Genomic DNA, 24,633 nt, shown 5'->3' with positions numbered 1-24,633 from the left:
ACGCATTGTTATTTAAGAGTTATTTTTGTTGTAGACTGTTGGTTTTTACTCAATATGTGGGTTATTGAAGGTTATCAATATTGATATTACTCTTATTACGGATAATTTGTTTTACTTATGAGTAGATCGTGGCCATTAAAAAAAAATCACCATTTTTTATATTCTAAACTCTTATTGCGAGTAAGCAAAAACCTCTGTTAATTTAATTAAAATAAATAATAAAAATAAAAAAACCATTGACAGTTGTTTTTTTGAAGCAAACATTAAAAATGTAAAAAATAAATTAATATATAAAAAATAAGTATATAAAAATACTTAGTAATCAATGAATACCATAATAAATTTATGATAAATGTCTTAGTTATATTATAAATTAAATCCTCGCCATATTTTTGTTTATTACCACTGTTAATGGTAATAAATTATTTTTCTTTAAAATCAATTTGTTATGTTATATTTAATCATTTTCATTAAAATAGTGACTAATAAGAATAATGTGTTTTTTATCCTATAAGATAATTAAAACTAAAATAATGAAATATTGATAGGTTTCAATGGCTTTAATTTATTCGATTGATCGTTATAAACAGTTTTACTTTTATATATTGAAAACTATAATTAACTCAAATTTCGTGTTTTAATTGGTTTGTTCTACTTTGATTTGGTTATATAAGCAGTGCTGTTCATTATGTTAAAGGTTTTGATCTGTAATATAATTTAGCCATTTAATATTTTAGGTTATTTTGGGCTATTGTTGATGATAAATGTAAATCGGATAGTAGGTAGAGAGATTAGAAAAAGAAGAAAGCACTTAGGGCTTTCTGGTATTGAATTAGCGAATCTTGTTGGTGTAAGTCAGCAACAAATATCACGCTATGAAAGAGGTGAGTGCAATATCAATATTGAAAATTTGCACGTGCTTGCTAATGCGTTAGAAACTGAAATGATTTGTTTTTTTATCGATGATGTTTTTATCAATAAAGAAAATAATTAATTTAAAATATTAAGAATAATCTAATTATAAATCGAAATTAATAAGATAATTATAAATAATATGTTTTAAAATTAATAAAACATCTAATCTAATAAAGATATAGCGTTTTTATTTTTCTTAATAAAAACCTAATCTTTATGTTTTTTATCATTAAATTCTCAGCAAATAGATATCAACTTAATAATTTATTGATTATTAGGTGATTGGTACGTATGTCGTCTTTTTATAGGAAAATATAAATGAAATTAACTAAAATTGCATTAGCTACAATTATCGCTTCTTCATTCGGTATTGCAAACGCAGCACCTGTAGATCAAGGAAGTGGTATCATCAATTTTACTGGTAAAGTTATTAATGCACCTTGCTCAATCCCAGGTGACGGTACAATTAACGTTGACCTTGGCCAAGTTGCAAATAAAGTATTAGAAACTGGTAACAAATATAGCCAAAGCGTTCAATACAATATCCAGTTAGAAAACTGTGATTTAGGTGAAGTTAAAGATTCTAGCGATGTAGTTGTCTTCCCTGCAGTTAGCAAAGTTAAAGTAACTTTCACGGGTACTCCAGATACTACAGCTAAAGAATTACTGGCAAACACTGGTACTTCTAAAGGTGTTGGTGTTCGTTTAATCAACGCTGATGGTGCAACAATGAAAGTTGGTGACACCAGTGTTGAGCTGCCATTAGCGGATGGTCCAAATAAATTAGTATTCAGTGCACGTGTTGAAGCAAATGGTAGTAAAGTTGAAACTGGTAGCATCATTTCTCAAGCAACTTATGCTTTAAACTACCTGTAATTTTTTATTTAAAATAACAGGCATATATTTGCCTGTTATTTTCCTTTCTTAGCTTTTATTTTTTGACAGGGAACATCATGTCTCTATTGCCTCAGTTTAAAATAAATAAAATATTATTTTCGATTGCGTTGGCATTTTCCGTTTCGGGAATATCAAATGCAGTGGAATTTAATATGAATATTATTGATGCTAAGGACAGAGATAATATTGATTTGAGTCAATTTTCAAACCCTGACTTTATTCCTGCCGGCGAATATCTAACGGATATTACATTAAATGGTAGAAAACTATCAGGGCAGTATTTAATTAAGTTCATTGAAGAGAGTAAAGATACTTCAACACTCTGTGTTACACCAGAGATGGTAAATATTTTTGCATTAAAAAAGAAGATAAAGGAAGAGCTTCTGCAAAATAATAATGGCCAGTGTGTTGAACTATCTAAAAATTTAGATATTAGTTATCGCTTTGATAAAGCGAATCAAAATATCTTATTTTCTATTCCTCAAGCTTGGCTTGAATACGATGATCCGTATTGGGTTCCACCTTCCCAATGGGAAAATGGGATTATGGGAGCATTTCTCGACTATAACCTGTTTGCTAATTATTCTGCGCCTAAAAATAACAGTGAAACATTCAGTGGTAGTAGTAACGGTACCGCTGGCGTTAACTTAGGTGCTTGGCGTTTCCGTGCGGACTATCAATATCAATATAATCGTTCTCAAGGTAAAACGAATGAACGGTTTGATTGGACTCAGTTATATGCCTTTCGTGCCTTACCTCAAATGGGGGCAAAGGTTTTACTTGGTGAGTCTTATTTGAAGACTGATTTATTTGATAGTTTTCGCTTTATAGGGGCGTCTATTTTTAGTGATAATCGGATGCTTCCGCCTTCACTACGTGGTTATGCGCCTCAGGTTACGGGTATCGCTAAAACAAATGCGATGGTGATTATTTCACAGAATGGGCGTGTGATTAAGCAAGTTAAAGTCGCTCCCGGGCCATTTAATGTTCAAGATATTACTGAAGCAGTACAAGGTACTTTAGATGTAACTATTGAGGAAGAAGACGGTTCAAAAACCACTTATCAAGTAACAGCAGCATCGTTGCCGTTTTTAACCCGTCAGGGGCAGCTGCTTTATAAATTTACCATGGGGCAATCTGACCCATTTGGCCGCTCACAGAAAATTGACCCTAAATTTATTGTCGGGGAAGTCTCCTATGGTTTATTTGGTAACACATCAATTTTCGGCGGGTTAATTGCCACGGTCGATAATAACAATTATCAAGCGATGAACTTGGGAATAGGGCAAAACATGAATATGTTTGGTGCTATTTCCCTTGATATTACTCGTACCCATGCAAATTTAGATAATTTTGGCTCTTATTCAGGTAACAGCTACCGTTTAAATTATTCTAAACGTTTTGAATCTACCAATTCGCAGGTGACATTTGCAGGCTATAAGTTTTCTGAAAAAGAATTCTTAACAATGCCTCAATACATTGATGCAGCTAATGGTGTGCTTGATTTTAGGCGTGACAAAAACGTCTATACCGCGTCTTTTAATCAATACATTAGCCCATTGGATTTAACGGTTTATTTTAATGCCTCTCATCGTCAATTTTGGAATAGCGAATCGACAACAAACTTTGGGATGAGCTTTAGTAAGTTATTCAGTATTGGGCAAATTAAAAATATTTCCGGCACATTATCTCTTAATAAAATTAAATATGAAGAGACGGATGATAACCAAATTTATCTGTCTTTCTCCGTGCCACTCGAAAACGGGGCTTCAGTGAGTTATGACGCACAATATGCAGATAGTGACCATAGCTTTGGCCAGTCAGTGGGTTATTACAGTGCAAATGAGAATAACAACTACTGGAGTATGCGTGTGGGCGGTGACCAGCACAAACTTGGGCGTGCAGAACCTAATATCAGCGGTAGTTATCAATATTCATCGCCTTATGGCGTGTTAAATGTTAATGCGACAGAGAATGTGAATTCATATCGCGCTGTCGGCGGTAGTTGGTATGGCTCCATGACTGCAACAAAATACGGTGCGGCCATGCACCGTAACGGGACTAACAACGAACCTCGGGTAATGATTGATAGTGATAATGTCGCAGGAATTTCTATTGATAATGGAGAATCTGTCACGAACCGATTTGGTATTGGTGTTGCGACAAGTTTAAATAGTTTTTCTAATTCAGATGTTTACATTGATATGAATACATTACCTGATGATGTGGATGTCAATGACAACATTATTGGTAAAACATTGACTGAGGGCTCAATTGGTTATCAGAGAATAAAAGCGAACCAAGGAAAACGTATTCTAGCAATTATCCGTTTGAATAATGGAAATTATCCACCGCTTGGTACCAGTGTGATTGAAGTAGGCACAGGAAGAGAAGTCGGAATTATTGCAGATAGTGGCGTTGCTTATTTAACGGGTGTGGTTCCAGAAGAAAGCTACATAGTGAAATGGGCCGCTGGCGCAAACCAATGTAGTTTGAATTTACCTAATATTGCCGAAAAAAATCAGGGTAAAGTCCTGATCCCTTGCCAATAAAGGAATGATGTATGAGTAAAAAGTATGTAGTAGCTTTAGGATTTTCATTAGTTTTTGTCGGCATGCAAGTTGCGTCTGCTGCGATTAATATCGACCGTACACGGATTATTTTTCCAGGCAAAGATAAATCAATGAGTTTGGTTATTAACAACCAAAGTAAAACAATGCCCTACTTAGCTCAATCTTGGATGGAAGACGAAAAAGGGAATAAGATTTCTGAACCTTTTACCGTTTTACCTCCAATGCAACGTGTCGAACCGAATGCTAAAAACCAGATAAAAATTATTAAAACGGAGGGAATTGACGCTCTTCCACAAGATAGAGAATCGCTGTTCTATTTAAATGTGCGCGAAATTCCCCCTGTTGCAGATAAGGAAAATGTTGTCCAGATTGCGATTCAAAGTCGTCTAAAAATGTTTTATCGTCCACCTCAAATCGAAAATAATAGCGACAAAGTATGGGCTAAAGAGCTGAAATATACACATACAGGTGGGCAATTATTAATTGAAAATCCAACTAAATATTACGTGACTCTTGGTTACCTGAGTAATACCAACCAGAAAAACTTTCCTGGTTTTGAAAGTGTCATGATAGCCCCGTTTTCTAAAGAAAGTGTCCCCGTGCCATCAAGCAGTTTTAATCAGTTATATACCGGGTATATGGATGATTACGGTGGTATGAAAATGTTGACTTACCAATGCGCTGCATCAACCTGCCAGTTGTCAAAAGAGAGCCAATAGGATTTTAGATATGAGAAATTGCTACTTTTCAATATGTCTTTTTATGCTATCGCTATGCACCAGCCAAGCTTATGCAGATAGTAGCATGATGAGAGGTGATCTTAATTTTACGGGAAATGTGGTGGCATTGCCTTGTAAGATTTCATTTTACTCGATAGATCAAAATATTGAATTAGGGCCAATATCTCTGAATTACTTTAATGAAATTGGGGACAGAAGCCCTAAGCATGAAATCAAATTGAAATTTGATGACTGCATTTTTCCAAAACGTGATCGCGATGATAGAGATCCGGTTGTCCGGATCATGTTTATTTCAGAGCCAACTGAAAGTACAGACCGCAATTTATTTGGTGGTAAAACCATTCTAAATGGCTATGGCATTCGTTTGATGGATAAAGATGGCAATATTGTTCCTAATGGAGAATACCGCAGTTATCCCATCTATTTTGATGATAACCAGCAAATTACGATTTATTCCATGCTAGAGAGTTATCTGCCAAGAAATGAATTAACAGTGGGTAATATTAAAACGCAAATTACCTTAAATATTACTTACATATAAGGTGTATAAATCATGATACACACGTTTATTCAAAAATATGGTTTTTATATTTTATTTCTGTTCGTTTTTATTAGCCCAAAAACATTTGCTTTAGATTGTGTTGAAGCTGGGACTGGAGTCGTCATTAAACCTGCGGTACCGGTTGGGCAATTAGCGATTCCTTCAGATACACCTGCGGGAACGGTTATTTGGCAATCTGACCCATTAACAGTCACTGTTTATTGCGATAACGTACTCGGTAATATGGTTGACGTTGTTCATATGTATTTTAACCCGACATCACAAAAATTAGGGACAGGATTACTACTTGGAGCTAACTACCAAGGTGAACAACTTGAGCGTGATAAACAAAAAGTCAGCTTGGGAACACCGCCAATTAGTGGCAAGCAAAGCGTTACTGTGACTGTCACATTTAATTTATATATTAAGGTAACAGGTACGGTCCCGCCGTCTGGGAATTATGAAGGTGATAACCAATTTACGGTTTTCCAATTTGATGGGAGCGGGGGGATCAATACGACACCGGGAGCGAAAAACTTACGCTATTCGATATCTGGGTTACGAGGGATTCGTTTCTTAAAATGTGGTGCGGATATTAAAGTTTTCCCAGAATCACAGCAAATTGATTTTGGCCAGTTAATGATCACAGAATTGAATCAAGGGAAAGAATTTAAAAAAGATTTTCAAGTTCAAGCAGTGAAAAGAGGTTGTCTTGATAACTTCTCGATGAATATCAATTTTGAAACAACCGATCCATTAAATGGCGAATATGCGATTGATTTGAAAAATGGAACCAATTTGACAATTATGGATGATAAAAGTAATCAGATAAAATTCAATTACTTCCAATTTTTCGGCAGTTTACCGCAAGGAAGCACATCAGTAACGCGTGATTATAGTGCAACCATTAAAAAGGCGGGAACGGTGAAAACGGGAGGATTTAACGCCTCAACCATTGTTCGAATTAACTATTATTGATGTTAGTTATGCATTGATGTGAGTGATAATAAAAGAGCGGGTTTTTGGCCTGCTCTTTTACTATGTAACTGTATGACTATGTAACATAATCATACAGGCTAACGAAAGTTAGCGCATTCCATTGCGCTAGAGTGGCAAATATTACTTAACGCATTTACTGCAAGTCTCATTTTGGACTTGTTCAAAGAAGTTATTGCCCTTGTCATCAACGAGAATGAATGCTGGCAGCCCTTCAACTTCCATTTTCCAAATTGCTTCCATGCCTAATTCTGGGTACTCAAGGCAATTTAAGCTTTTCACATATTCTTGCGCCAGTATTGCTGCTGAACCACCAATACTACCTAAGTAGAAACCGCCGTGTTTCTTACATGCATCGGTTACCGCTTGAGTTCGGTTGCCTTTCGCCAACATTATCATGCTACCACCGTGGGATTGGAACAGGTCAACGTAGGGGTCCATTCGGTTACCCGTTGTTGGGCCTAAAGAACCAGAAACCATATCTTCCGGTTTTTTGGCTGGCCCTGCGTAATAGACCATGTGGTCTTTAAAGTATTGTGGTAATTCTTCGCCGTTATCTAAACGTTCTTTAAGCTTGGTATGCGCAATATCTCGAGCGATGATCAGTGGGCCACTGAGGGAAACACGGGTCGATACAGGGTGTTTACTTAGCTCAGCCAAAATATCTTTCATTGGACGGTTGAGGTCGATATGCACCACTTTTCCTTCAGCTTGGTGACGCATAGATTCAGGAATGTATTGGGCTGGGTTATGCTCCATTTTTTCAAGCCATAAACCGCTTTTGGTGATTTTAGCCTTAATATTTCGGTCAGCCGAGCAAGAAATGGCTAAACCGATTGGGCAAGAGGCGCCATGACGAGGTAAACGAATAACACGCACATCGTGAGCAAAATATTTACCACCAAATTGGGCGCCAAAGCCAAGATGACGTGACGCTTCTAATAACTCATTTTCTAGCTCAATATCACGGAAAGCTCGGCCATATTCATTACCCGTGGTTGGCAGATTGTCGTAGTATTTCGCTGAGGCGAGTTTGGCTGTTTTCAGTGTTGTTTCCGCAGAGGTGCCACCGATAACGAAAGCAATATGATAAGGTGGACAAGCTGTTGTTCCTAAATTTCTCATTTTTTCAATTAAGAAGTTTTTTAACTTAGCTGGTGTTAAGGTTGCTTTTGTTTCTTGATAAAGTGCTGATTTATTTGCAGAACCGCCGCCTTTATTGACAAACAGGAAGTGATACTCATCACCTGTGGTCGCAAAAATGTCAAACTGTGCTGGCAGGTTTGTACCTGTATTGACTTCATTAAACATATCTAGCGGTGCATTTTGCGAAAAACGCAGGTTTTCGTGTTGGAAGACGTTGTAAATCCCTCGTGACAGGTACTCTTCGTCATCACAGTCTGTCCAAACTTGTTGGCCTTTTTTCCCAACAACCGCAACGGTGCCGGTATCTTGGCAGTTTGGCAAAATACCTTTTGCAGAAATTTCAGCATTGCGAAGTAATTGCAATGCCACATATTTGTCGTTTTCGCTGGCTTCTGGGTCTTGTAAGATAGCAGCGACTTGTTTTTGGTGCGCAGCCCTTAAAAAAAACTGGGATTCATAAATTGCATGTTCCGCAAGGAGGGTTAATGCTTCAGGTTCAATCTTTAAAATTTGCTTGCCTGCAAATTGTTCTACAGAAACATATTTATCAGAGACTTGGAAATACTCGGTTTTATCCTCAGATAATGGATAAGGTTCTTGGTAAAAAAACGCTTTATTGGCCATTTTGCTCACTCACATATTAATTTCAGTGGAATTTCCAAAAATAATCACCCGTAGGTTTATGCTTATTCTTTAATTGGTTTAACTCGAAAGATACAAAGTAAAATTTATAGGTGTAATAATGAAACAAAAATTACAAAATAAGTCACTAAAAGTTACAGTTTAGCTTGAAATTATATCAATTTGATTATTATATTCAAAGAGATGCAAAGGATAATATGATGTTGGTTAAATTTATTGAGATAAAAAACAAGGATTAATAAAAATTAGATTTAAATCACATAATAATATTATTAACTGCGACTTTAATTATTTGTTATAGATGTTGCCAGTTATTAGCTTTTTTCATGTGTAATCACGATATATATCTAGCAGATATAATCATCATAAAAACTTGAATTAAAGCTTATATCATTCAATATATGAATTAAAAATTTAAAATTAATAAAAACTATTAATTCCATAATTATTATTATTTTTATTATGAATCATTTTAACTCTATGAATTTCATTGAATTTGACTTAAGTTTTGCCTTCCGATTTTTCATGTAAATCTATAGATATAGACAGACTGATTCTATAGATCGCTATGTCGCTTATTTTTCTAAAAAATCTGTTTTATTTATTGATAATTCATAATGAAAGGCAAACGAAGTTGTGAAAATGGCTTTCAATTTGCAAAAACAGTGTTTATCATGCATGCCTTATGAAGTTTAAATGGCGCTACTGGTTTTGGGCTTTGCTGGGGAAAATTAGTTACTCATGTTACTTAAGTCGACAGAGTAAACCTCCGACAAGCTTATACAGTCTTTAACGGTGGCGGTTCTATCTGCATTATTCCTAGGGATAGAGTGTATAATAAATGACTGAGACAACCTCTCTGACACCACTCATTGAATTAAAATCTTTAAGTAAAGGTTTTGATGGCAAACAAATTATTTCTGAGCTTGACTTAACCATTCAGAACGGTGAGTTTTTGACCATTCTGGGGCCTTCTGGTTGCGGTAAAACGACGGTTTTACGTCTTATTGCTGGGCTAGAAGATGTCGATGATGGTCAAATTATTCTTGATGGTCAAGATATTACGGATATTCCAGCGGAAAACCGCTTTGTAAATACCGTATTCCAAAGCTACGCTTTATTTCCTCATATGACAGTCTTCGACAACGTGGCATTTGGCCTACGCATGCAAAAAACGCCTGCGGCTGAAATCCAAAAACGTGTCGATCAAGCCTTACGTATGGTGCAGCTAGAAGATTTTGCTGAGCGTAGACCCAACCAACTGTCTGGTGGTCAACAACAGCGTGTGGCGATAGCCCGTGCGGTAGTGAATCGCCCGAAAGTCCTATTACTGGATGAATCATTGTCTGCGCTTGATTACAAACTGCGCAAACAAATGCAAAATGAGCTAAAAGCGCTTCAACGAAAACTGGGGATCACGTTTATTTTTGTGACTCACGATCAAGAAGAAGCCTTAGCCATGTCTGATCGAATCATTGTGATGCGTGAAGGGAAAATTGAGCAAGACGGAACACCTCGTGAAATCTATGAGGAACCAAAAAACCTGTTTGTTGCTCAATTTATTGGTGAAATTAATATTTTTGATGCGAAAGTATTGTATCGCATTGATGATAAACGTATTCGTGCCAATGTTGAAGGCCACGAATGCGATATTTTTACCGAGCTCTCTGTCAAAGAAGGGCAGCACGTTAGTGTGTTATTACGTCCTGAAGACTTACGTGTTGAAGAGGTGAATGATGCAGATAACTATCCGGGGCTGATTGGCTACGTTCGTGAGCGTAACTATAAAGGCATGACGTTAGATTCAGTGGTTGAAATGGAAGATGGCAAAATTGTCATGGTAAGCGAATTCTTCAATGAAGATGACCCCGATGTCGACCACTCCCTTAACCAAAAAGTTGCTGTAACTTGGGTTGAAAGTTGGGAGGTAGTTCTGGATGATCATTCGTAAGCATAAAATTTTGCAGAACGTTATTATCACCGGGGTGGTCGCCTGGCTGCTGCTGTTCGTCTTTTTGCCTAATATTATGATTATTGGCACTAGCTTTTTGACGCGCAGTGACACCAACTTAGTTGACTTAGTTTTTACATGGGATAACTACATTCGCTTGTCTGACCCGATGTATGCAGAGGTCATGTTGCACTCGCTCAATATGGCGGTGATAGCAACCTTTTTCTGTTTGGTTATCGGCTATCCATTTGCCTTTATATTGGCAAGGTTACCGAAACGGATACAACCGTTGATGCTATTTTTGTTAATTGTGCCATTTTGGACCAATTCATTGATTCGTATTTACGGGTTAAAAGTTTTTCTTAGTACCAAAGGGTACTTAAATGACTTTTTACTGTGGGTTGGTGTTATCGATAAACCATTGAAAATTATGTATACACCTGAGGCCGTAATATTAGGCCTTATCTATATATTGTTGCCGTTTATGGTGATGCCACTGTATTCAAGTATTGAAAAGTTGGATAAGTCATATATAGAAGCTGCAAAGGATCTCGGAGCGAATAAATTTCAACGGTTCGTGAAAATCATCATTCCTTTAACGATGCCAGGAATTATTGCAGGTTGCTTGCTGGTTTTATTACCTGCAATGGGGCTGTTCTATGTGGCGGATTTAATGGGTGGTGCGAAAAATCTACTGATTGGTAACGTGATTAAGAGCCAGTTCTTAAATATTCGAGATTGGCCATTCGGGGCAGCAACAAGCATTTTCCTCACGGCGATGATGGGATTATTGCTGTATGTGTATTACCGAGCAGCTAAGCTTCTGAATAAAAAGGCATATGAAGAATGATCGGACGTACTCTGCGTGGTGGCTTTATGGCCATCATCTACGCTTATCTTTATATTCCAATCATCATTTTGATTGTTAATTCTTTTAATGAATCGCGTTTTGGTATTCAGTGGCAAGGGTTTTCGACCAAATGGTATGAGCTACTAAGTAATAACGATAGCTTATTAGAAGCCGCAGGGCATTCATTAACCATGGCAGTTTTATCGGCGACCTTCGCAACAGCCATTGGTACACTAACGGCTGTCGCATTATTTCGTTATCGTTTTAGAGGGAAACCATTCGTCGGTGGTATGTTATTTGTGGTAATGATGTCCCCTGATATCGTTATGGCGATTTCATTATTGGTTCTATTTATGATCCTTGGGGTCTCGTTAGGTTTTTGGTCATTGCTTTTTTCCCATATTACATTCTGTTTACCCTTTGTGGTGGTGACGGTGTATGCAAGGTTAAAGGATTTTGATGTAAAAATGCTAGAAGCGGCACGTGACCTTGGTGCGGGTGAGTTTACTATTTTAAGAAAAATCATTTTGCCATTAGCGCTACCCGCGGTTGTGGCAGGATGGTTACTGAGCTTTACATTGTCGATGGACGATGTGGTGGTTTCGTCATTTGTCACGGGGCCAAGCTATGAAATTTTGCCACTGAAAATATATTCAATGGTAAAAGTTGGGGTTTCCCCAGAAGTAAATGCTTTGGCGACAGTGTTGTTGATTATGTCCTTGCTACTTGTTTGTTTAAGTCAATGGGTGATGCGGGATAAATACTCGAAAAAAGCGAGATCATAAACGATTGGTAGCGCTGGTTTTTCTATAACAGCGCCTTTTTGATGCCATGCGGCGAGAGGGTGGGCTTCATTTAGCCTATAAGATATATGCCCTAAATAACTCAAGTGGTTACTTGATGTATATAGGGATAAAAAACACTTTGTTGAGGGAAACTCAGTAATGAAAAAATGGTCCTACCTACTGGCAGCAGGGTTAATGGCTGCAAGTATTGGCACGGCAACTGCCGCTGACGATAACAAAGATGTACTGTATTTCTATAACTGGACAGAATATGTTCCCCCCGGTTTATTAGAGCAATTCACCAAAGAAACTGGCATCAAGGTGATTTACTCCACCTATGAATCAAACGAAAGTATGTATACCAAGTTAAAGACCTATAAAGAAGGGGCTTATGACTTGGTGGTACCTTCGACTTATTTTATTGCCAAAATGAGTAAAGAAGGGATGCTACAAAAAATTGATCAAAGCAAACTGACCAATTTTAAAAATCTTGATCCAAACTTAATTCATAAAGAATTCGACCCGAATAATGATTATTCTGTACCTTATATTTGGGGAGCTACAGGGATTGGTATTAACGGTGAAGCGGTTGACCCACAATCTGTCACCTCATGGGCGGATTTTTGGAAACCTGAATATAAAAATAGCTTGCTGATGATGGATGATGCACGGGAAGTTTTCCAAGTTGCGCTCACCAAGTTAGGTTATTCAGGTAATACCACTGACCCGAAACAAATTGAAGAGGCGTATAAAGAGCTACAAAAATTACGTCCAAATATTCTAGCCTTTAACTCTGACAACCCAGCGACGCCATTTATTGAAGGTGAAGTGGATGTCGGTATGTTATGGAATGGCTCTGCGTTCGTTGCACGGCAAGCAGGCTTACCAATTGAAGTGGTATGGCCAAAAGAAGGCGGAATTTTTTGGATGGATAGCTTAGCGATTCCGGCCAATGCAAAAAATGTGGAAGGGGCTCATAAGCTAATTAATTTCTTATTGCGTCCAGAAATTGCGGCTCAAGTGGCTGAATCTATTGGTTACCCAACACCAAATTTAGCCGCTAAAAAATTATTACCTGCTGAGATTGCCAATGACCCATCACTTTATCCAAGTGAAGAAGTTCTGCAAAAAGGCGAATGGCAAAGCGACGTGGGGAATACCAATATCCTGTATGAAGAGTATTTCCAAAAGCTCAAAGCAGGGCGTTAATTGCTGTTTTAGTAGTAAGCCAAATAGTGTTTGAAGATAAAACAAAGGCATCACAATCGTGATGCCTTGAGGTTGTTGACAAAGCGCGATAAAAGCGTGGTTTTTCCCGCTTTGTGTTATCAGCTGAAAATCAATAAATTGATTTTCCTAATTTATTTTCAAAACCTATTAGACTTACTGCCAAACATAATAGGTTTGGCAGCAGTCTGAAAGCATCACAATCGTGATGCTTTTTTAAAGGCTAATGTTTGGCATTATGGCCAACAAATTTCACAAAGGTATCTACCCACGGTTGTAGGAAATCTTTACTTTTTGGTGAGATGTTACCTTGTTCATCGACCATACCGTCATACCATTTTAGGAAACACTCAGGCTGGTTCATGGTCGGCATATTTAAAAATGCCAGGCTGTTGCGTAAGTGCTGTTGGGCAATTGCTGTGCTGATATTACCAATAGAAACACCTAAAACGCCTGCTGGAATACCATCCCACGAGTTATCTCCCCATGGACGAGAACCTTGGTCTATTGCATTTTTCAATACGCCAGGCATTGAACGGTTATATTCAGGGGTGGCAAAAATAATGCCATCACAAGCTTTAATTTGAGATTTAAAATTGGCCACAACTGAGGGCACATTTTGGTCTGCATCTTGGTTGTAGAGAGGTAGTTCACCAATATTGATAAAGTTAAACGTGAAATTCGCGGGGAATAATTTAGTTATGGCTTTAGCGACAACTAAATTGTAAGAATCAGCACGTAAGCTACCAACAATAACGCCAATATTGTATTGATTTGACATGATAAAACCTCTTTCACGGATAGTTAATTAGGAATATTGCAAACCGATATTACTTCTTCAGAATTTTATTTCGTTGTTATCATTAAACATCATAATCTGAATGTGTGCAAAACTAAGTTAAATTAATTAAGTCAATGGGCATCAAAAAAAATTGATATTTTAAAATTAACTATGGGGATACAACAGCTCATAATTCGATATTGTGAGTCCTCTTCCACTATTTAGATTTACCCATGAACAAATCAGGGTTACTTGATTTTAGTCAAAATGAAACATACCGACTGGTCGGTATCATTCATCGCATGAACAAATCCGCGCAGCATAGAAAAAAAGACCCAATCAAGCTTCAAGTGGAGCTACTGAAAGCTGCTCGTATTATTGCGGGTAGAGAAGGGATTTCTTCGTTATCTCTCAATGCAGTAGCAAGAGAAGCGGGTGTCAGTAAAGGTGGATTGATGCACCATTTTCCCTCGAAGCAAGAGCTTATTCATGCCCTTTTCCTTCAATTGCTGGAAATTATGGATGAGCGTATAAATATCATTATGGAGAATGACCAAAACACTTATGGACGCTTTTCTCGTGCGTATTTGCATTACATCGGTGAGTTAAAAGAGTCAGATGAAAGTTTTCAACTTGCCTTACTGTCCTTAGCGATGCCAACTGAGCCTGTATTACGCCAGTGTTGGCGAGATTGGGTAGCCAGCCATTTAGCGAAGGGCGATGAGTTTGATAACAGTTATTTAGGGGCGTTAGTACGTTATGCGGCTGATGGGTTATGGCTTTCGTCATTGACTGAGGGAGAAACATTATCACAGCAAGAACGTGATGCGATTGTTAGTCGGCTAACGGCAATATCATTTGAAAAAATTCCATAAGTAAAAACAGTACATAAGTAAAAATAGTAATAATAACGGTAGTGCAATTTTATTCATAAAATAAGCACATGAGGCGACAGTGAAATATAAAATCAATGCTTTCATTCTATATGATGCAGTTGATGGCACTTTATCTTTAAAAGAAGATGAGGTGGATACACAGCTGTCGATAACTGCCAATGCATTATTATTTTATTTTATTCAACACAGAGGCGTTGTTTCTCGAGATGAGGTATTAAAAGCGGTATGGGATGATAATGGATTAGTTTCATCGAACAGTAATTTAAACCAATACCTAAGTATATTAAGAAAAGCATTTCGCCCATATGGTATTGAAAATATTATTGTGACAGTTGCTCGTGGGCGATTAGAATTTAATTCCGATGTTTCCCTTGAATTAATTGATGATATTAAAATTCCTCAAACTGAATTAATAACTAGCTTAAGTGAAATAGAAGCAGCAGCGGTTGTTTTATCTCCAATTCCCAAACCCATTTCTGTCCCTAAAGATCCCCAAAGAATAGAATCAACATTGACGCCAGAAAAAAAAGAAATTTGTTGGTATCTCGCTAGTGGTGCTTTTTTATTGTGTTCTGTTTTACTCGCGACGATGGCTTATTTATCAAACCAACCGTCAGTGCCGATTAACATGACGGTACTTGAGCATACTAATTGTGATGTGTTATCGAATGAAAAAATGATCAATAACACCGTAGCACTAAACTATGTACAAAACTTTGATAAAGTAAGAGATAACTTAAATCTAGAATGTGTTGAGAAAGAACGATTTGTTTTTTTCTATGGCGATAAACTGCAAACAAATGGACTGGGGCGAGTGTTCCTAGCGCATTGCGCAGTCAATGAAGACAATCCCTTTAGCTATTGCGATAATTACTTTTACTATTCTTGGAAACCATCATGAAGATATCAGGAAAAGTATTATGCTTACTGAGCTTTTTACTATTTATTATTGTAGTGATTTACACTCAATCGGTTTTATTTTCAAATAAACAAGATGGTTTAATGGTGTGTTCCACGAAAGGCATCATGCGTTTTGAAAACATGAAAGATGAAAACGTTAATGGCAATATTCACTTCAATTTTGGCGCGAATGGAAAAGGATCAATTGTAGTAGAAGGTTATACCGACTCCAAAGCGGGATGGTTGTATTTACAACGCTATGTGAAATTTAACTATACGACAAAGCGCATTTCGCCTACTGAACGACACTATAATATTAGCCAATGGGAAGCGAGTGCTTCTTCTATTGATGAATCTCCCGATGTAATATTTGATTACTTTATGCGAGAAATGTCAGATAGCCATGACGGTTTGTTTCTGAATGCGCAAAAGCTCAATGACAAAGCCTTATTACTAAGCTCAATCAATTCCCCTCTTTATATTTGTACACTCAAGCCGGGCAGTAAGTTTGATTAATCGCAGGATGATTAAAAGGCGAGACGAGGTATTTTATTGATCCCTTCCTGAGTTATCTAGGCTATTTACCTTCCTCCATGAACTTAAATTATTGTGACACGATACAGCTTTAGCCGCCTTGTATATTTGCACGATACATCAAATTGTACTACGACTGACGGCGCTAATTTACTCTTGTCACCTAGATGTGTGTTACATTTTTTACCGTCATTAGCCCAACCGCATTTATGTGCTTTATTCTGATATCCTGCAACAGAGAATCAACTATTCTATCAACAACGGCTTAGCAAAGCTTATAAGCAGGTGAGCCGCCCCACAGTTATTACTCTCTAAATTACCCCCACTTATCAGCTCGATAATATCTTGTTAACAATTCCATTGATTAACATCAATTCTGTTTTTTATCCATTTTCACTCTCCAGATAGATACGTGAATTTTTATTTTTTTTAGCATGGTTATATGAATCGACTACTAAATTACTCTAATTTTCAGAGTAAAAAACTAATTATAATGAATGCGTGGATTTATATTTTGTTTTTATTTTTCAGCTCTATAGTGAGTTTGAAGCCAAAGGCTGCGTTCAATAAATCACCGCGCAGACACCATTGGCGTAAATGATTACCCAGATTCTTCAAGGGACATGTACTCGGACACATCAACTTGAAGCATCAGCGGTAAAGAAAAACAAAGAAGGCTTTTCGGAGGAAACAACAATGGGTGATGCATTAGGTCTTATTGAAACTAAAGGTCTGGTGGCTTGTATTGAAGCGGCGGATGCCATGTGCAAAGCGGCGAATGTTGAGCTAATTGGCTATGAAAATGTCGGTTCAGGCCTCGTGACTGCGATGGTCAAAGGCGATGTGGGTGCAGTCAAAGCGGCTGTCGATTCAGGCGTTGAGTCAGCTCAACGTGTTGGCGAAGTCGTGACTTCACTGGTCATTGCGCGTCCACACAACGATATCAACAAAATCGTTATTAAACATAAGGCATAACTTTTTCCGGAGGAAAAAACATGGGTGACGCATTAGGTCTTATTGAAACTCAAGGGTTAGTGGCTTGTATTGAAGCTGCGGACTCGATGTGCAAAGCCGCAAACGTTGTGCTGATTGGTTATGAAAATGTTGGGTCAGGTTTAGTTACCGCCATGGTCAAGGGCGATGTGGGCGCAGTGAAAGCTGCCGTAGATTCAGGTGTTGAATCTGCCTCTCGCGTTGGCACCGTCGTGACATCTTTGGTTATCGCACGTCCTCATAACGATATCCAAAAAATCGTCTCCCAGTATAAAGTCACGGAATAAAACAGGAAATTACTTATGAAAGAAGCACTTGGTCTAATTGAAACCAAAGGTTTAGTGGCGTGTATTGAAGCTGCTGATGCCATGTGTAAAGCCGCGAATGTTGAGCTAATTGGTTATGAAAATGTGGGTTCAGGGCTAGTAACAGCAATGGTTAAAGGTGATGTCGGTGCCGTTAACGCTGCTGTTGAGTCTGGTGTTGAGGCGGCAAAACGTATCGGAACTGTGGTGACTTCACGTGTTATTGCAAGACCACACAACGATATTGGCAAAATTGCACAGCAACACAAAGCCTAAGTTGTTGGCTGATTAGTAAATAAAACCACAAGTTAATGAGTTAATTTTTGACTCCGATACGGGGGAAGACATGGTTGCATTAGATAAAGATCTGCAATCCAGACAACTAGCAAGAGAGCTGGTTAGAAACGCGAAACAAGCACAGAAAGAATTTGCGACATTTTCGCAGGAAAAAATCGACAGTATTGTTAAGCACATCGCGATTGAGTCGGCACTTCATGCAGAAGAGCTGGCAAAAATGGCCAATGAAGAAACAGGGTTCGGTAAGTGGCAAGATAAAGTCCTGAAGAACACTTTTGCTTCAATACGTGTTTATGAGCACATTAAAGATCTCAAAACCGTTGGCATCATTAATGATGACAAAATCAACAAAGTTATGGATGTGGGTGTCCCTCTTGGTGTGATTACGGCGTTAGTACCTTCTACTAACCCAACATCTACCATCATCTACAAAACGTTGATTGCCTTGAAGGCAGGTAATGCCATTGTCTTTTCCCCTCACCCAAATGCGAAAGCCTGTAGTTTTCGTACATTAGAAATTGTCAAAAAAGCCGCATTAGAAGCAGGGGCACCAGCGGGTATTGTGGATGGCGTCACGATGTTGACTCTTGAAGCAACGAAAGAACTGATGCACAGCAAAGACGTTTCTTTAATTTTGGCAACGGGAGGTGAAGGCATGGTACGCGCAGCTTACGCATCCGGTACACCAACCATTAGTGGCGGTCCAGGTAATGGCCCTGCATTTATTGAACATAGCGCCAATATCAAACAAGCGGTGAGTGACATCATCACCAGTAAAACTTTTGATAACGGTGTCATTTGCGCTTCAGAACAATCCATCATTGTAGAACGTTGCATTTACAACGAAGTTCATCGTGAACTACTCGCTCAAGGCGCTTACTTCATGAATGAAGACGAAGCGAAACGCATGGCATCCATGCTGCTAAGAGCGAATGGCACTATCAACCCAGAAGTGGTGGGTAAAGATGCCATCACATTAAGCCAGCGTGCAGGTTTCACTGTTCCAGCTAATACGCGTGTATTGATTGCTCTGCAAGACACGGTATCACCGAAAAACCCATACTCCCGGGAAAAATTATGCCCAATTTTAGGGATGTATATCGAGGAAGACTGGCAGTCAGCTTGTCACCGTGTAGTTGACTTACTGACCAATGAAGGTCTCGGCCATACTTTGGTTATTCACACACAAAACGAAGATGTTATTCGTCAATTTTCTCTGGAAAAACCCGTTAATCGCATTTTGATTAATACACCGGCTGCATTGGGTGGGATCGGCGCAACGACCAATATCACGCCAGCGTTAACACTGGGTTGTGGCGCAGTAGGTGGTGGCTCTAGCTCCGATAACGTCGGCCCGATGAACTTGCTGAACATCCGTAAAGTCGGTTATGGCGTACGTTCCATTGATGATTTAAGACAGCCCGCCCAGTCTTGTACTTCTACCCAGCCAGCGGTATCAGCAGCTGGCAATCAACCGCAAGTCAGCATTTTTGATGATAACCGCTTCCGTAACCCTGTTGCAGCGACAACGTCAGCGGTGACTGCTAACCCAACAGGCGACGACCGATTTGGCAGTACGGCAACGACGGCTGCGATTGCTGAGGCAGTGGTTTCTCAAGGTGATATTACTGAAGAAAATGTTGAGCAAATCATCAAGGCCGTTCTCGGACGCCTAAATAAGTAACTTATTGGAATAAGGCGGTATAAACCATGATCCTCGCAAAGGTAGTTGGACATGTTGTTGCAACGCAGAAATGCCAAGAACTTAGCGGCAGTAACTTATTGATGGTAACCAAGCTAGGGGATGACCTTGAACCGTTGAAAAACAAAACGTATGTGGCAGTCGACAGTGTTGGCGCAGGTATTAACGACATTGTTTTAGCTGAAGCTTACTTCGCTTTGAATAAAGACAATTACAAAGCCATGTCAGTGGTTGCCATTGTTGAGAAGGTTTATACCAAGGAGTAAAAACAGCATGAACCAGTTTTTGATTAAACCTAAAGTTCAATTCGGTGCGAATGCATTGGACTTTATCTCACACATGAGTGCTCACCATGCCTTTATCGTCACTGACAAAGCGATGGTGAAGTTTGGCTTAGCCGATGAAGTCACTCGCAGGTTAACCCAAAGTGGCATCACATTTTCAATTTACGATGATGTTAAGCCAGATCCTGATATTTCAGCCATTGTTAACGGTATGAAAATCATGGATATGCAATATCCAGATGTGGTGATTGCACTCGGTGGTGGGTCGGTTATTGATGCTGCGAAAGCTGTTATTTACTCCCTCTGGCACACAAAAAAAGACGTCAGCCGCGTTAAACCACAGTTTATTGCCATCCCAACTACCAGTGGGACGGGCTCAGAAGTGACGTCGTTTTCAGTGATCAAATCCCAGTCTGAAAAACTGGTTTTGGTTGATGAGTTCATGCTGCCAGATGTGGCTATCTTAGACCCTGCACTGGTGAAGTCAGTACCCGCTTCTATTACGGCAGACACAGGTATGGACGTGCTATGCCACGCGCTAGAAGCCTATGTTTCTCGCACTGCATCTGACTTTTCTGATGCCTTAGCTGAAAAAGCGGTGCAATTAGTGTTCGGCCATTTAATTGACTGCTATCGCGATGGTAGCAACTTAGTGGCTCGCGAAAAAATGCATAACGCGTCATGTATTGCGGGAATGGCTTTTACCAATGCCTCATTGGGAATAACGCATAGCTTAGCCCATGCATTAGGCGGCGTATTCCATATTCCTCATGGCCGTGCCAATGCGTTGTTGATGGCGCAAGTCGTGGCTTTCAATGCGGATTTAGAAGGGCGATGCGATAACGAAGCTGCAAAACGTTATGCCCATCTCGCAAAAAATTTAAGTTTACCTGCCTCAACAATACGTGAAGGTGTTGAAAGCCTAATTGTGGCAATCAACGTATTGAAAGATGAAATGAATATGCCAAAAGGCATTCAAGCAACCGGCACTAATGAATTCGATTTTAACGCCCGTTTAGGGGAAATGGTTGGGCAAGCACTGCGCGATAGTTGCACTCCGACCAATCCACGGGATGTGAGCAAGGTGCAACTGGAAGTGCTGTATAGACAGTCTTTTTAACAGTTAACGCTTTTATGTGATGAACAACAAACTAGAAAGAACATCAGGATAGGCTAACATGAATAAATATGCTTTGACCCCACGCGTAAAAATGCTGGCTGAACGCTTAAGTGCCCGCAACAGCTCAATTATTACTGAACGTGCCAATATTTTAGAAGCGCTTGGCAACCAACTGTCTGGCGCACCGCAGGCGATTAAACCTGCCCAACGTTTTTATGAATTTATCCGTCATTTTCCGGCATTTATTGCTCAAGATGAGCTGATTATTGGTAGCCAATCATCGACCCCTCGCGGAGCGATTTTTCATACTGAAAATGAAATCAATAGCCACAGTATTTATACCTTTTTAGCTGGCGATAGCACCATCGATGCGCCAGATTACTTAGCGGTATTAAACATCGGCTTTTTAGCTATCAAAGCACAGTTAGAGAACAAAGTTAGAAACATTGGTAGTGCGGTCAGTCGCAATAGTATTGATGAGGCAAATAACTGCCGTTCGGCAATTTACGCATGTGATGCGGCCATTCATTTTGCACAAGCTTTAGCTTCTAAAGCAGAGAGCATGGCAGCGGCAGAATCTAATCAATACCGTCGTGCAGAATTACAAGAAAGTGCAGCGATTTTACGCAATGTACCGGCAAAACCGGCGCAAACTTTTAAAGAAGCGTGCCAAGCTTTCTACTTACTTCAATTAATCCTGCATTTAGAAAATGGTAGCTATGCCGTTAACCCAATGGGATTCGATAAAGCGGTCTATCCATTCTACCAACGTGATATTGAACAAGGCCGTTTGACCCAAGCACAAGCTTATGAAATTGTAGAAAGTTTATGGTTGAAACTGGCTGAACTCTCTGAAGTTCGCTCAACCAAGCAAGTTGATGGCTACCCAATGTTCGATGCATTGAAAGACGGCATTTATCTGAATGACCCACGCGTATGCCTTAACGAATTATCAGCCATGATGTTATCCGCACATGAAAACATCAGCGCTATCAATAATGGATTGAAAGTCCGTTTATATTGTGGAAAAAATAGCGTTCAGCCGCAATATGCAGCACCAAATGCCAGCTATGTTGCGCCGGCAGCTCAAGCTGAAACTGAATTCAAAGTCATGGAAGGTTTAACGCCTCGCTTACAGCGCTTGCGTAACCGTTACTTAGAAGAGCGCCCAAGCGTGTCTATCTACCGCGCACTCGCTTTTACTGAAGTTGTCAAAAATAACCCAGGTTTACCGCCAATTTTATTGCGTGCGAAAGCATTCCGCCGTGCTTGTGAAACTGCACCAATCTTAATTCAACCCGAAGAGCTGATTGTGGGGCATCCATGTGGTAAAGCCCGCGCAGGTGCATTCTCACCGGATATCGCATGGCGCTGGGTAGTCGAAGAACTCGATACAATGAGCACACGTCCACAAGATCCGTTTGTTATCTCTGAAGAAGATAAAAAAGTGATCCGCGAGGAAATCGCTCCATTCTGGGAAGGCCGTTCACTGGATGAAATTTGTGAAGCTCAATACCGTGAAGCGGGAGTCTGGGAATTCAGTGGTGAAACTTTCGTCAGTGACTTGTCTTATCACCAAATCAATGGCGGTGGGGATACTTGCCCCGGTTATGACGTGTTGTTATTCACCAAAGGAATGAATGGCATCAAAGCAGATGCTCAGGCGAAACTGGCTGAATTAAGCATGGAAAACCCTGATGATATTGATCGCATTTATTTCTATAAAGCGTCAATTGAAACCTGTGAAGGGGTGATTGCGTATTCACACCGCATTGCTGCCCATGCTCGCGAATTAGCGGTGCTGGAGTCAGACCAAAAACGCCGTGAAGAATTGCTGACTATCGCACAAGTCAACGAAAACGTGCCAGCGAATCCGCCGGTGACGTTACAAGAAGCATTACAAAGCATTTGGACAGTTGAGTCACTGTTTGAAATCGAAGAAAACCAAACTGGCCTTTCTTTGGGACGTCTTGACCAATATTGCTTACCAATGTACGAAAACGACATCAAAACAGGCCGCTTAACCCAAGACCAAGCATTAGAAATGATGCAGGCATTTATTATCAAATGTGCGGAATTAATGTGGATGTCGAGTGAATTAGGCGCGAAATATTTCGCAGGTTATCAGCCATTTATCAACTTAACAGTGGGTGGACAAAAACGTTCAGGTGGCGATGCATGTAACGACTTAACCTACTTAATTATGGATGCGGTTCGCTTTGTTAAAGTGTATCAGCCATCTCTGGCTTGCCGTATTCATAACCAATCACCACAGAAATACATGGAAAAAATCGTTGATGTGGTGAAAGCCGGTATGGGCTTCCCTGCCTGTCACTTCGATGATTCCCACATCAAAATGATGCTGCGTAAAGGTTTTGACTTTGAAGATGCGCGTGATTACTGCTTGATGGGCTGTGTAGAGCCACAGAAATCTGGCCGTATTTATCAATGGACTTCAACGGGTTACACCCAATGGCCAATTGCGATTGAATTCGTATTAAACCGTGGCCGCATGGTGTTATTCGATAGCTATCAAGGTTTAGATACCGGTGACTTACGTGAGCTAAAAACATTCGAAGACTTTGATAATGCTGTGAAAGCGCAGATAGCTCATATTGTTCGCTTATCCGCTATCGGTACCGTCATCAGCCAACGTGTTCACCGTGATGTGGCACCAAAACCATTAATGTCCTTGCTGGTGGAAGGCTGTATGGAAAAAGGCAAGGACGTTGCGGCAGGTGGGGCGATGATCAACCACGGCCCAGGGCTGATTTTCTCTGGTCTGGCGACCTATGTTGACTCGATTGTCGCTATTCGCAAATTGGTTTACGAAGATGGCCGCTACACACTTGAGCAAATTCGTGATGGCTTATTAGCAAACTTTGAAGGCTACGACGAACTACGCCGTGACTGCTTAAATGCACCTAAATTTGGTAACGATGATGACTACGTTGACCAATATGCGCTGGATATTACGGAGTGGACAGAGCGTGAGTGCCGTAAGTACGACATGTTGTATTCAACACTGAGCCACGGAACCTTATCCATCTCTAACAACACGCCGATTGGTGAGTTAACCGCCGCGAGTGCCAACGGTCGCTTGGCTTGGATGCCGTTATCAGATGGTATCAGCCCGACACAAGGTGCGGATAAACAAGGCCCAACTGCCATCATTAAATCAATCAGTAAAATGAATGTTGAAACGATGAACATTGGCATGGTGCATAACTTTAAGTTCTTAAAAGGCTTATTGGACACACCAGAAGGTCGTCACGGTTTAATCACCTTGTTGAGAACCGCGTCTATCTTAGGCAATGGCCAAATGCAGTTCAGCTATGTCGATAACGAAATGCTGAAAAAAGCCCAGCAAGAGCCTGAAAAATATCGTGATTTAATCGTTCGTGTTGCAGGTTACAGTGCCTACTTCGTCGAACTTTGTAAAGAGGTTCAAGATGAAATTATTAGCCGTACTGTGATTGAGAAGTTCTAAATCAACGCTGGCAGGTATGGCTTCATACCTGCCATGTCATACCGGCTATTTAATAACAACAATAATAA

Annotated in this window: 22 protein-coding genes; 20 read left to right on the top strand and 2 right to left on the bottom strand. The window is 39.6% G+C overall.

What is annotated here, in order from left to right:
• The first annotated feature begins 757 nt into the window (after positions 1–757).
• The 6 genes from P3L37_RS16590 to P3L37_RS16565 all read left to right on the top strand — a co-directional run bounded on the left by P3L37_RS16590 (position 758) and on the right by P3L37_RS16565 (position 6,644).
• The gene (locus P3L37_RS16590) at positions 758–994 is read left to right on the top strand and encodes a helix-turn-helix domain-containing protein (protein ID WP_004907928.1); all 237 of its coding nucleotides are present in this window, start codon (positions 758–760) and stop codon (positions 992–994) included.
• Between the two features lie 239 nt (positions 995–1,233).
• The gene (locus P3L37_RS16585) at positions 1,234–1,791 is read left to right on the top strand and encodes a fimbrial protein (protein WP_109912653.1); all 558 of its coding nucleotides are present in this window, start codon (positions 1,234–1,236) and stop codon (positions 1,789–1,791) included.
• Between the two features lie 77 nt (positions 1,792–1,868).
• Positions 1,869–4,364, top strand: a complete 2,496-nt coding sequence (locus tag P3L37_RS16580) for a fimbria/pilus outer membrane usher protein (RefSeq protein ID WP_004907932.1) — start codon at positions 1,869–1,871, stop codon at positions 4,362–4,364.
• Positions 4,365–4,375: 11 nt separating this feature from the next.
• Entirely contained in the window at positions 4,376–5,104 is a 729-nt protein-coding gene (locus P3L37_RS16575; protein WP_004907935.1) for a molecular chaperone, read from the top strand.
• Between the two features lie 85 nt (positions 5,105–5,189).
• On the top strand, positions 5,190–5,666 hold the full coding sequence (locus P3L37_RS16570) for a fimbrial protein (protein WP_004907936.1): 477 nt from the start codon (positions 5,190–5,192) through the stop codon (positions 5,664–5,666).
• Positions 5,667–5,678: 12 nt separating this feature from the next.
• The gene (locus P3L37_RS16565) at positions 5,679–6,644 is read left to right on the top strand and encodes a fimbrial protein (RefSeq protein WP_109912652.1); all 966 of its coding nucleotides are present in this window, start codon (positions 5,679–5,681) and stop codon (positions 6,642–6,644) included.
• A gap of 141 nt (positions 6,645–6,785) precedes the next feature.
• On the opposite strand, the gene P3L37_RS16560 is transcribed toward P3L37_RS16565, so the two are convergent.
• Entirely contained in the window at positions 6,786–8,432 is a 1,647-nt protein-coding gene (locus P3L37_RS16560; RefSeq protein ID WP_109912651.1) for a fumarate hydratase, read from the bottom strand.
• An 859-nt stretch (positions 8,433–9,291) separates the two neighbouring features.
• Between P3L37_RS16560 and potA the strand changes: the two genes are divergently transcribed.
• The 4 genes from potA (at position 9,292) to potD (ending at position 13,245) form a co-directional block, all read left to right on the top strand.
• A complete protein-coding gene (gene potA, locus P3L37_RS16555) occupies positions 9,292–10,401 on the top strand; it encodes a spermidine/putrescine ABC transporter ATP-binding protein PotA (protein ID WP_004907942.1) in 1,110 nt (369 codons plus the stop codon).
• Complete coding sequence (gene potB / locus P3L37_RS16550) at positions 10,388–11,251, top strand: spermidine/putrescine ABC transporter permease PotB (RefSeq protein WP_004907944.1); 864 nt, start codon at positions 10,388–10,390, stop codon at positions 11,249–11,251. Before potA ends, potB begins: the two co-directional genes overlap by 14 nt.
• On the top strand, positions 11,248–12,036 hold the full coding sequence (gene potC / locus P3L37_RS16545) for a spermidine/putrescine ABC transporter permease PotC (protein ID WP_004907946.1): 789 nt from the start codon (positions 11,248–11,250) through the stop codon (positions 12,034–12,036). Before potB ends, potC begins: the two co-directional genes overlap by 4 nt.
• Positions 12,037–12,195: 159 nt before the next feature.
• Entirely contained in the window at positions 12,196–13,245 is a 1,050-nt protein-coding gene (gene potD / locus P3L37_RS16540; protein ID WP_109912650.1) for a spermidine/putrescine ABC transporter substrate-binding protein PotD, read from the top strand.
• Between the two features lie 241 nt (positions 13,246–13,486).
• On the opposite strand, the gene P3L37_RS16535 is transcribed toward potD, so the two are convergent.
• A complete protein-coding gene (locus P3L37_RS16535) occupies positions 13,487–14,044 on the bottom strand; it encodes an NADPH-dependent FMN reductase (protein ID WP_109912649.1) in 558 nt (185 codons plus the stop codon).
• A gap of 302 nt (positions 14,045–14,346) precedes the next feature.
• Between P3L37_RS16535 and P3L37_RS16530 the strand changes: the two genes are divergently transcribed.
• The 10 genes from P3L37_RS16530 to cutC all read left to right on the top strand — a co-directional run bounded on the left by P3L37_RS16530 (position 14,347) and on the right by cutC (position 24,565).
• Positions 14,347–14,919 (top strand): TetR/AcrR family transcriptional regulator, encoded by a 573-nt coding sequence (locus P3L37_RS16530; RefSeq protein ID WP_109912693.1) that lies wholly within the window; start codon positions 14,347–14,349, stop codon positions 14,917–14,919.
• A gap of 79 nt (positions 14,920–14,998) precedes the next feature.
• On the top strand, positions 14,999–15,841 hold the full coding sequence (locus P3L37_RS16525) for a transcriptional regulator (protein ID WP_110731647.1): 843 nt from the start codon (positions 14,999–15,001) through the stop codon (positions 15,839–15,841).
• Positions 15,838–16,356, top strand: a complete 519-nt coding sequence (locus tag P3L37_RS16520) for a FidL-like protein (RefSeq protein WP_004907954.1) — start codon at positions 15,838–15,840, stop codon at positions 16,354–16,356. Before P3L37_RS16525 ends, P3L37_RS16520 begins: the two co-directional genes overlap by 4 nt.
• Before the next feature lie 714 nt (positions 16,357–17,070).
• A complete protein-coding gene (locus P3L37_RS16515; RefSeq protein WP_004249182.1) occupies positions 17,071–17,349 on the top strand; it encodes a BMC domain-containing protein in 279 nt (92 codons plus the stop codon).
• Between the two features lie 20 nt (positions 17,350–17,369).
• Positions 17,370–17,654 (top strand): BMC domain-containing protein, encoded by a 285-nt coding sequence (locus P3L37_RS16510; protein WP_004907958.1) that lies wholly within the window; start codon positions 17,370–17,372, stop codon positions 17,652–17,654.
• A 15-nt stretch (positions 17,655–17,669) separates the two neighbouring features.
• Positions 17,670–17,948: a BMC domain-containing protein gene (locus tag P3L37_RS16505; RefSeq protein ID WP_004259063.1), complete on the top strand. Its 279-nt coding sequence runs from the start codon at positions 17,670–17,672 to the stop codon at positions 17,946–17,948.
• Between the two features lie 70 nt (positions 17,949–18,018).
• Complete coding sequence (locus tag P3L37_RS16500; RefSeq protein ID WP_110731648.1) at positions 18,019–19,653, top strand: acetaldehyde dehydrogenase (acetylating); 1,635 nt, start codon at positions 18,019–18,021, stop codon at positions 19,651–19,653.
• A gap of 26 nt (positions 19,654–19,679) precedes the next feature.
• Positions 19,680–19,937, top strand: a complete 258-nt coding sequence (locus P3L37_RS16495) for a EutN/CcmL family microcompartment protein (RefSeq protein ID WP_004259057.1) — start codon at positions 19,680–19,682, stop codon at positions 19,935–19,937.
• Positions 19,938–19,944: 7 nt separating this feature from the next.
• Positions 19,945–21,075: a 1-propanol dehydrogenase PduQ gene (locus tag P3L37_RS16490; protein ID WP_110731649.1), complete on the top strand. Its 1,131-nt coding sequence runs from the start codon at positions 19,945–19,947 to the stop codon at positions 21,073–21,075.
• Positions 21,076–21,133: 58 nt separating this feature from the next.
• Entirely contained in the window at positions 21,134–24,565 is a 3,432-nt protein-coding gene (cutC, locus tag P3L37_RS16485) for a choline trimethylamine-lyase (protein WP_110731650.1), read from the top strand.
• Positions 24,566–24,633 lie beyond the last annotated feature (68 nt).

The sequence above is a fragment of the Providencia sp. PROV114 genome (genome assembly GCF_032704305.1).
Classification (GTDB): Bacteria; Pseudomonadota; Gammaproteobacteria; order Enterobacterales; family Enterobacteriaceae; genus Providencia; species Providencia rettgeri.
The sequence above is the reverse complement of the archived record's forward strand: the minus strand, read 5'-3'. Positions and strand labels throughout refer to the sequence as shown.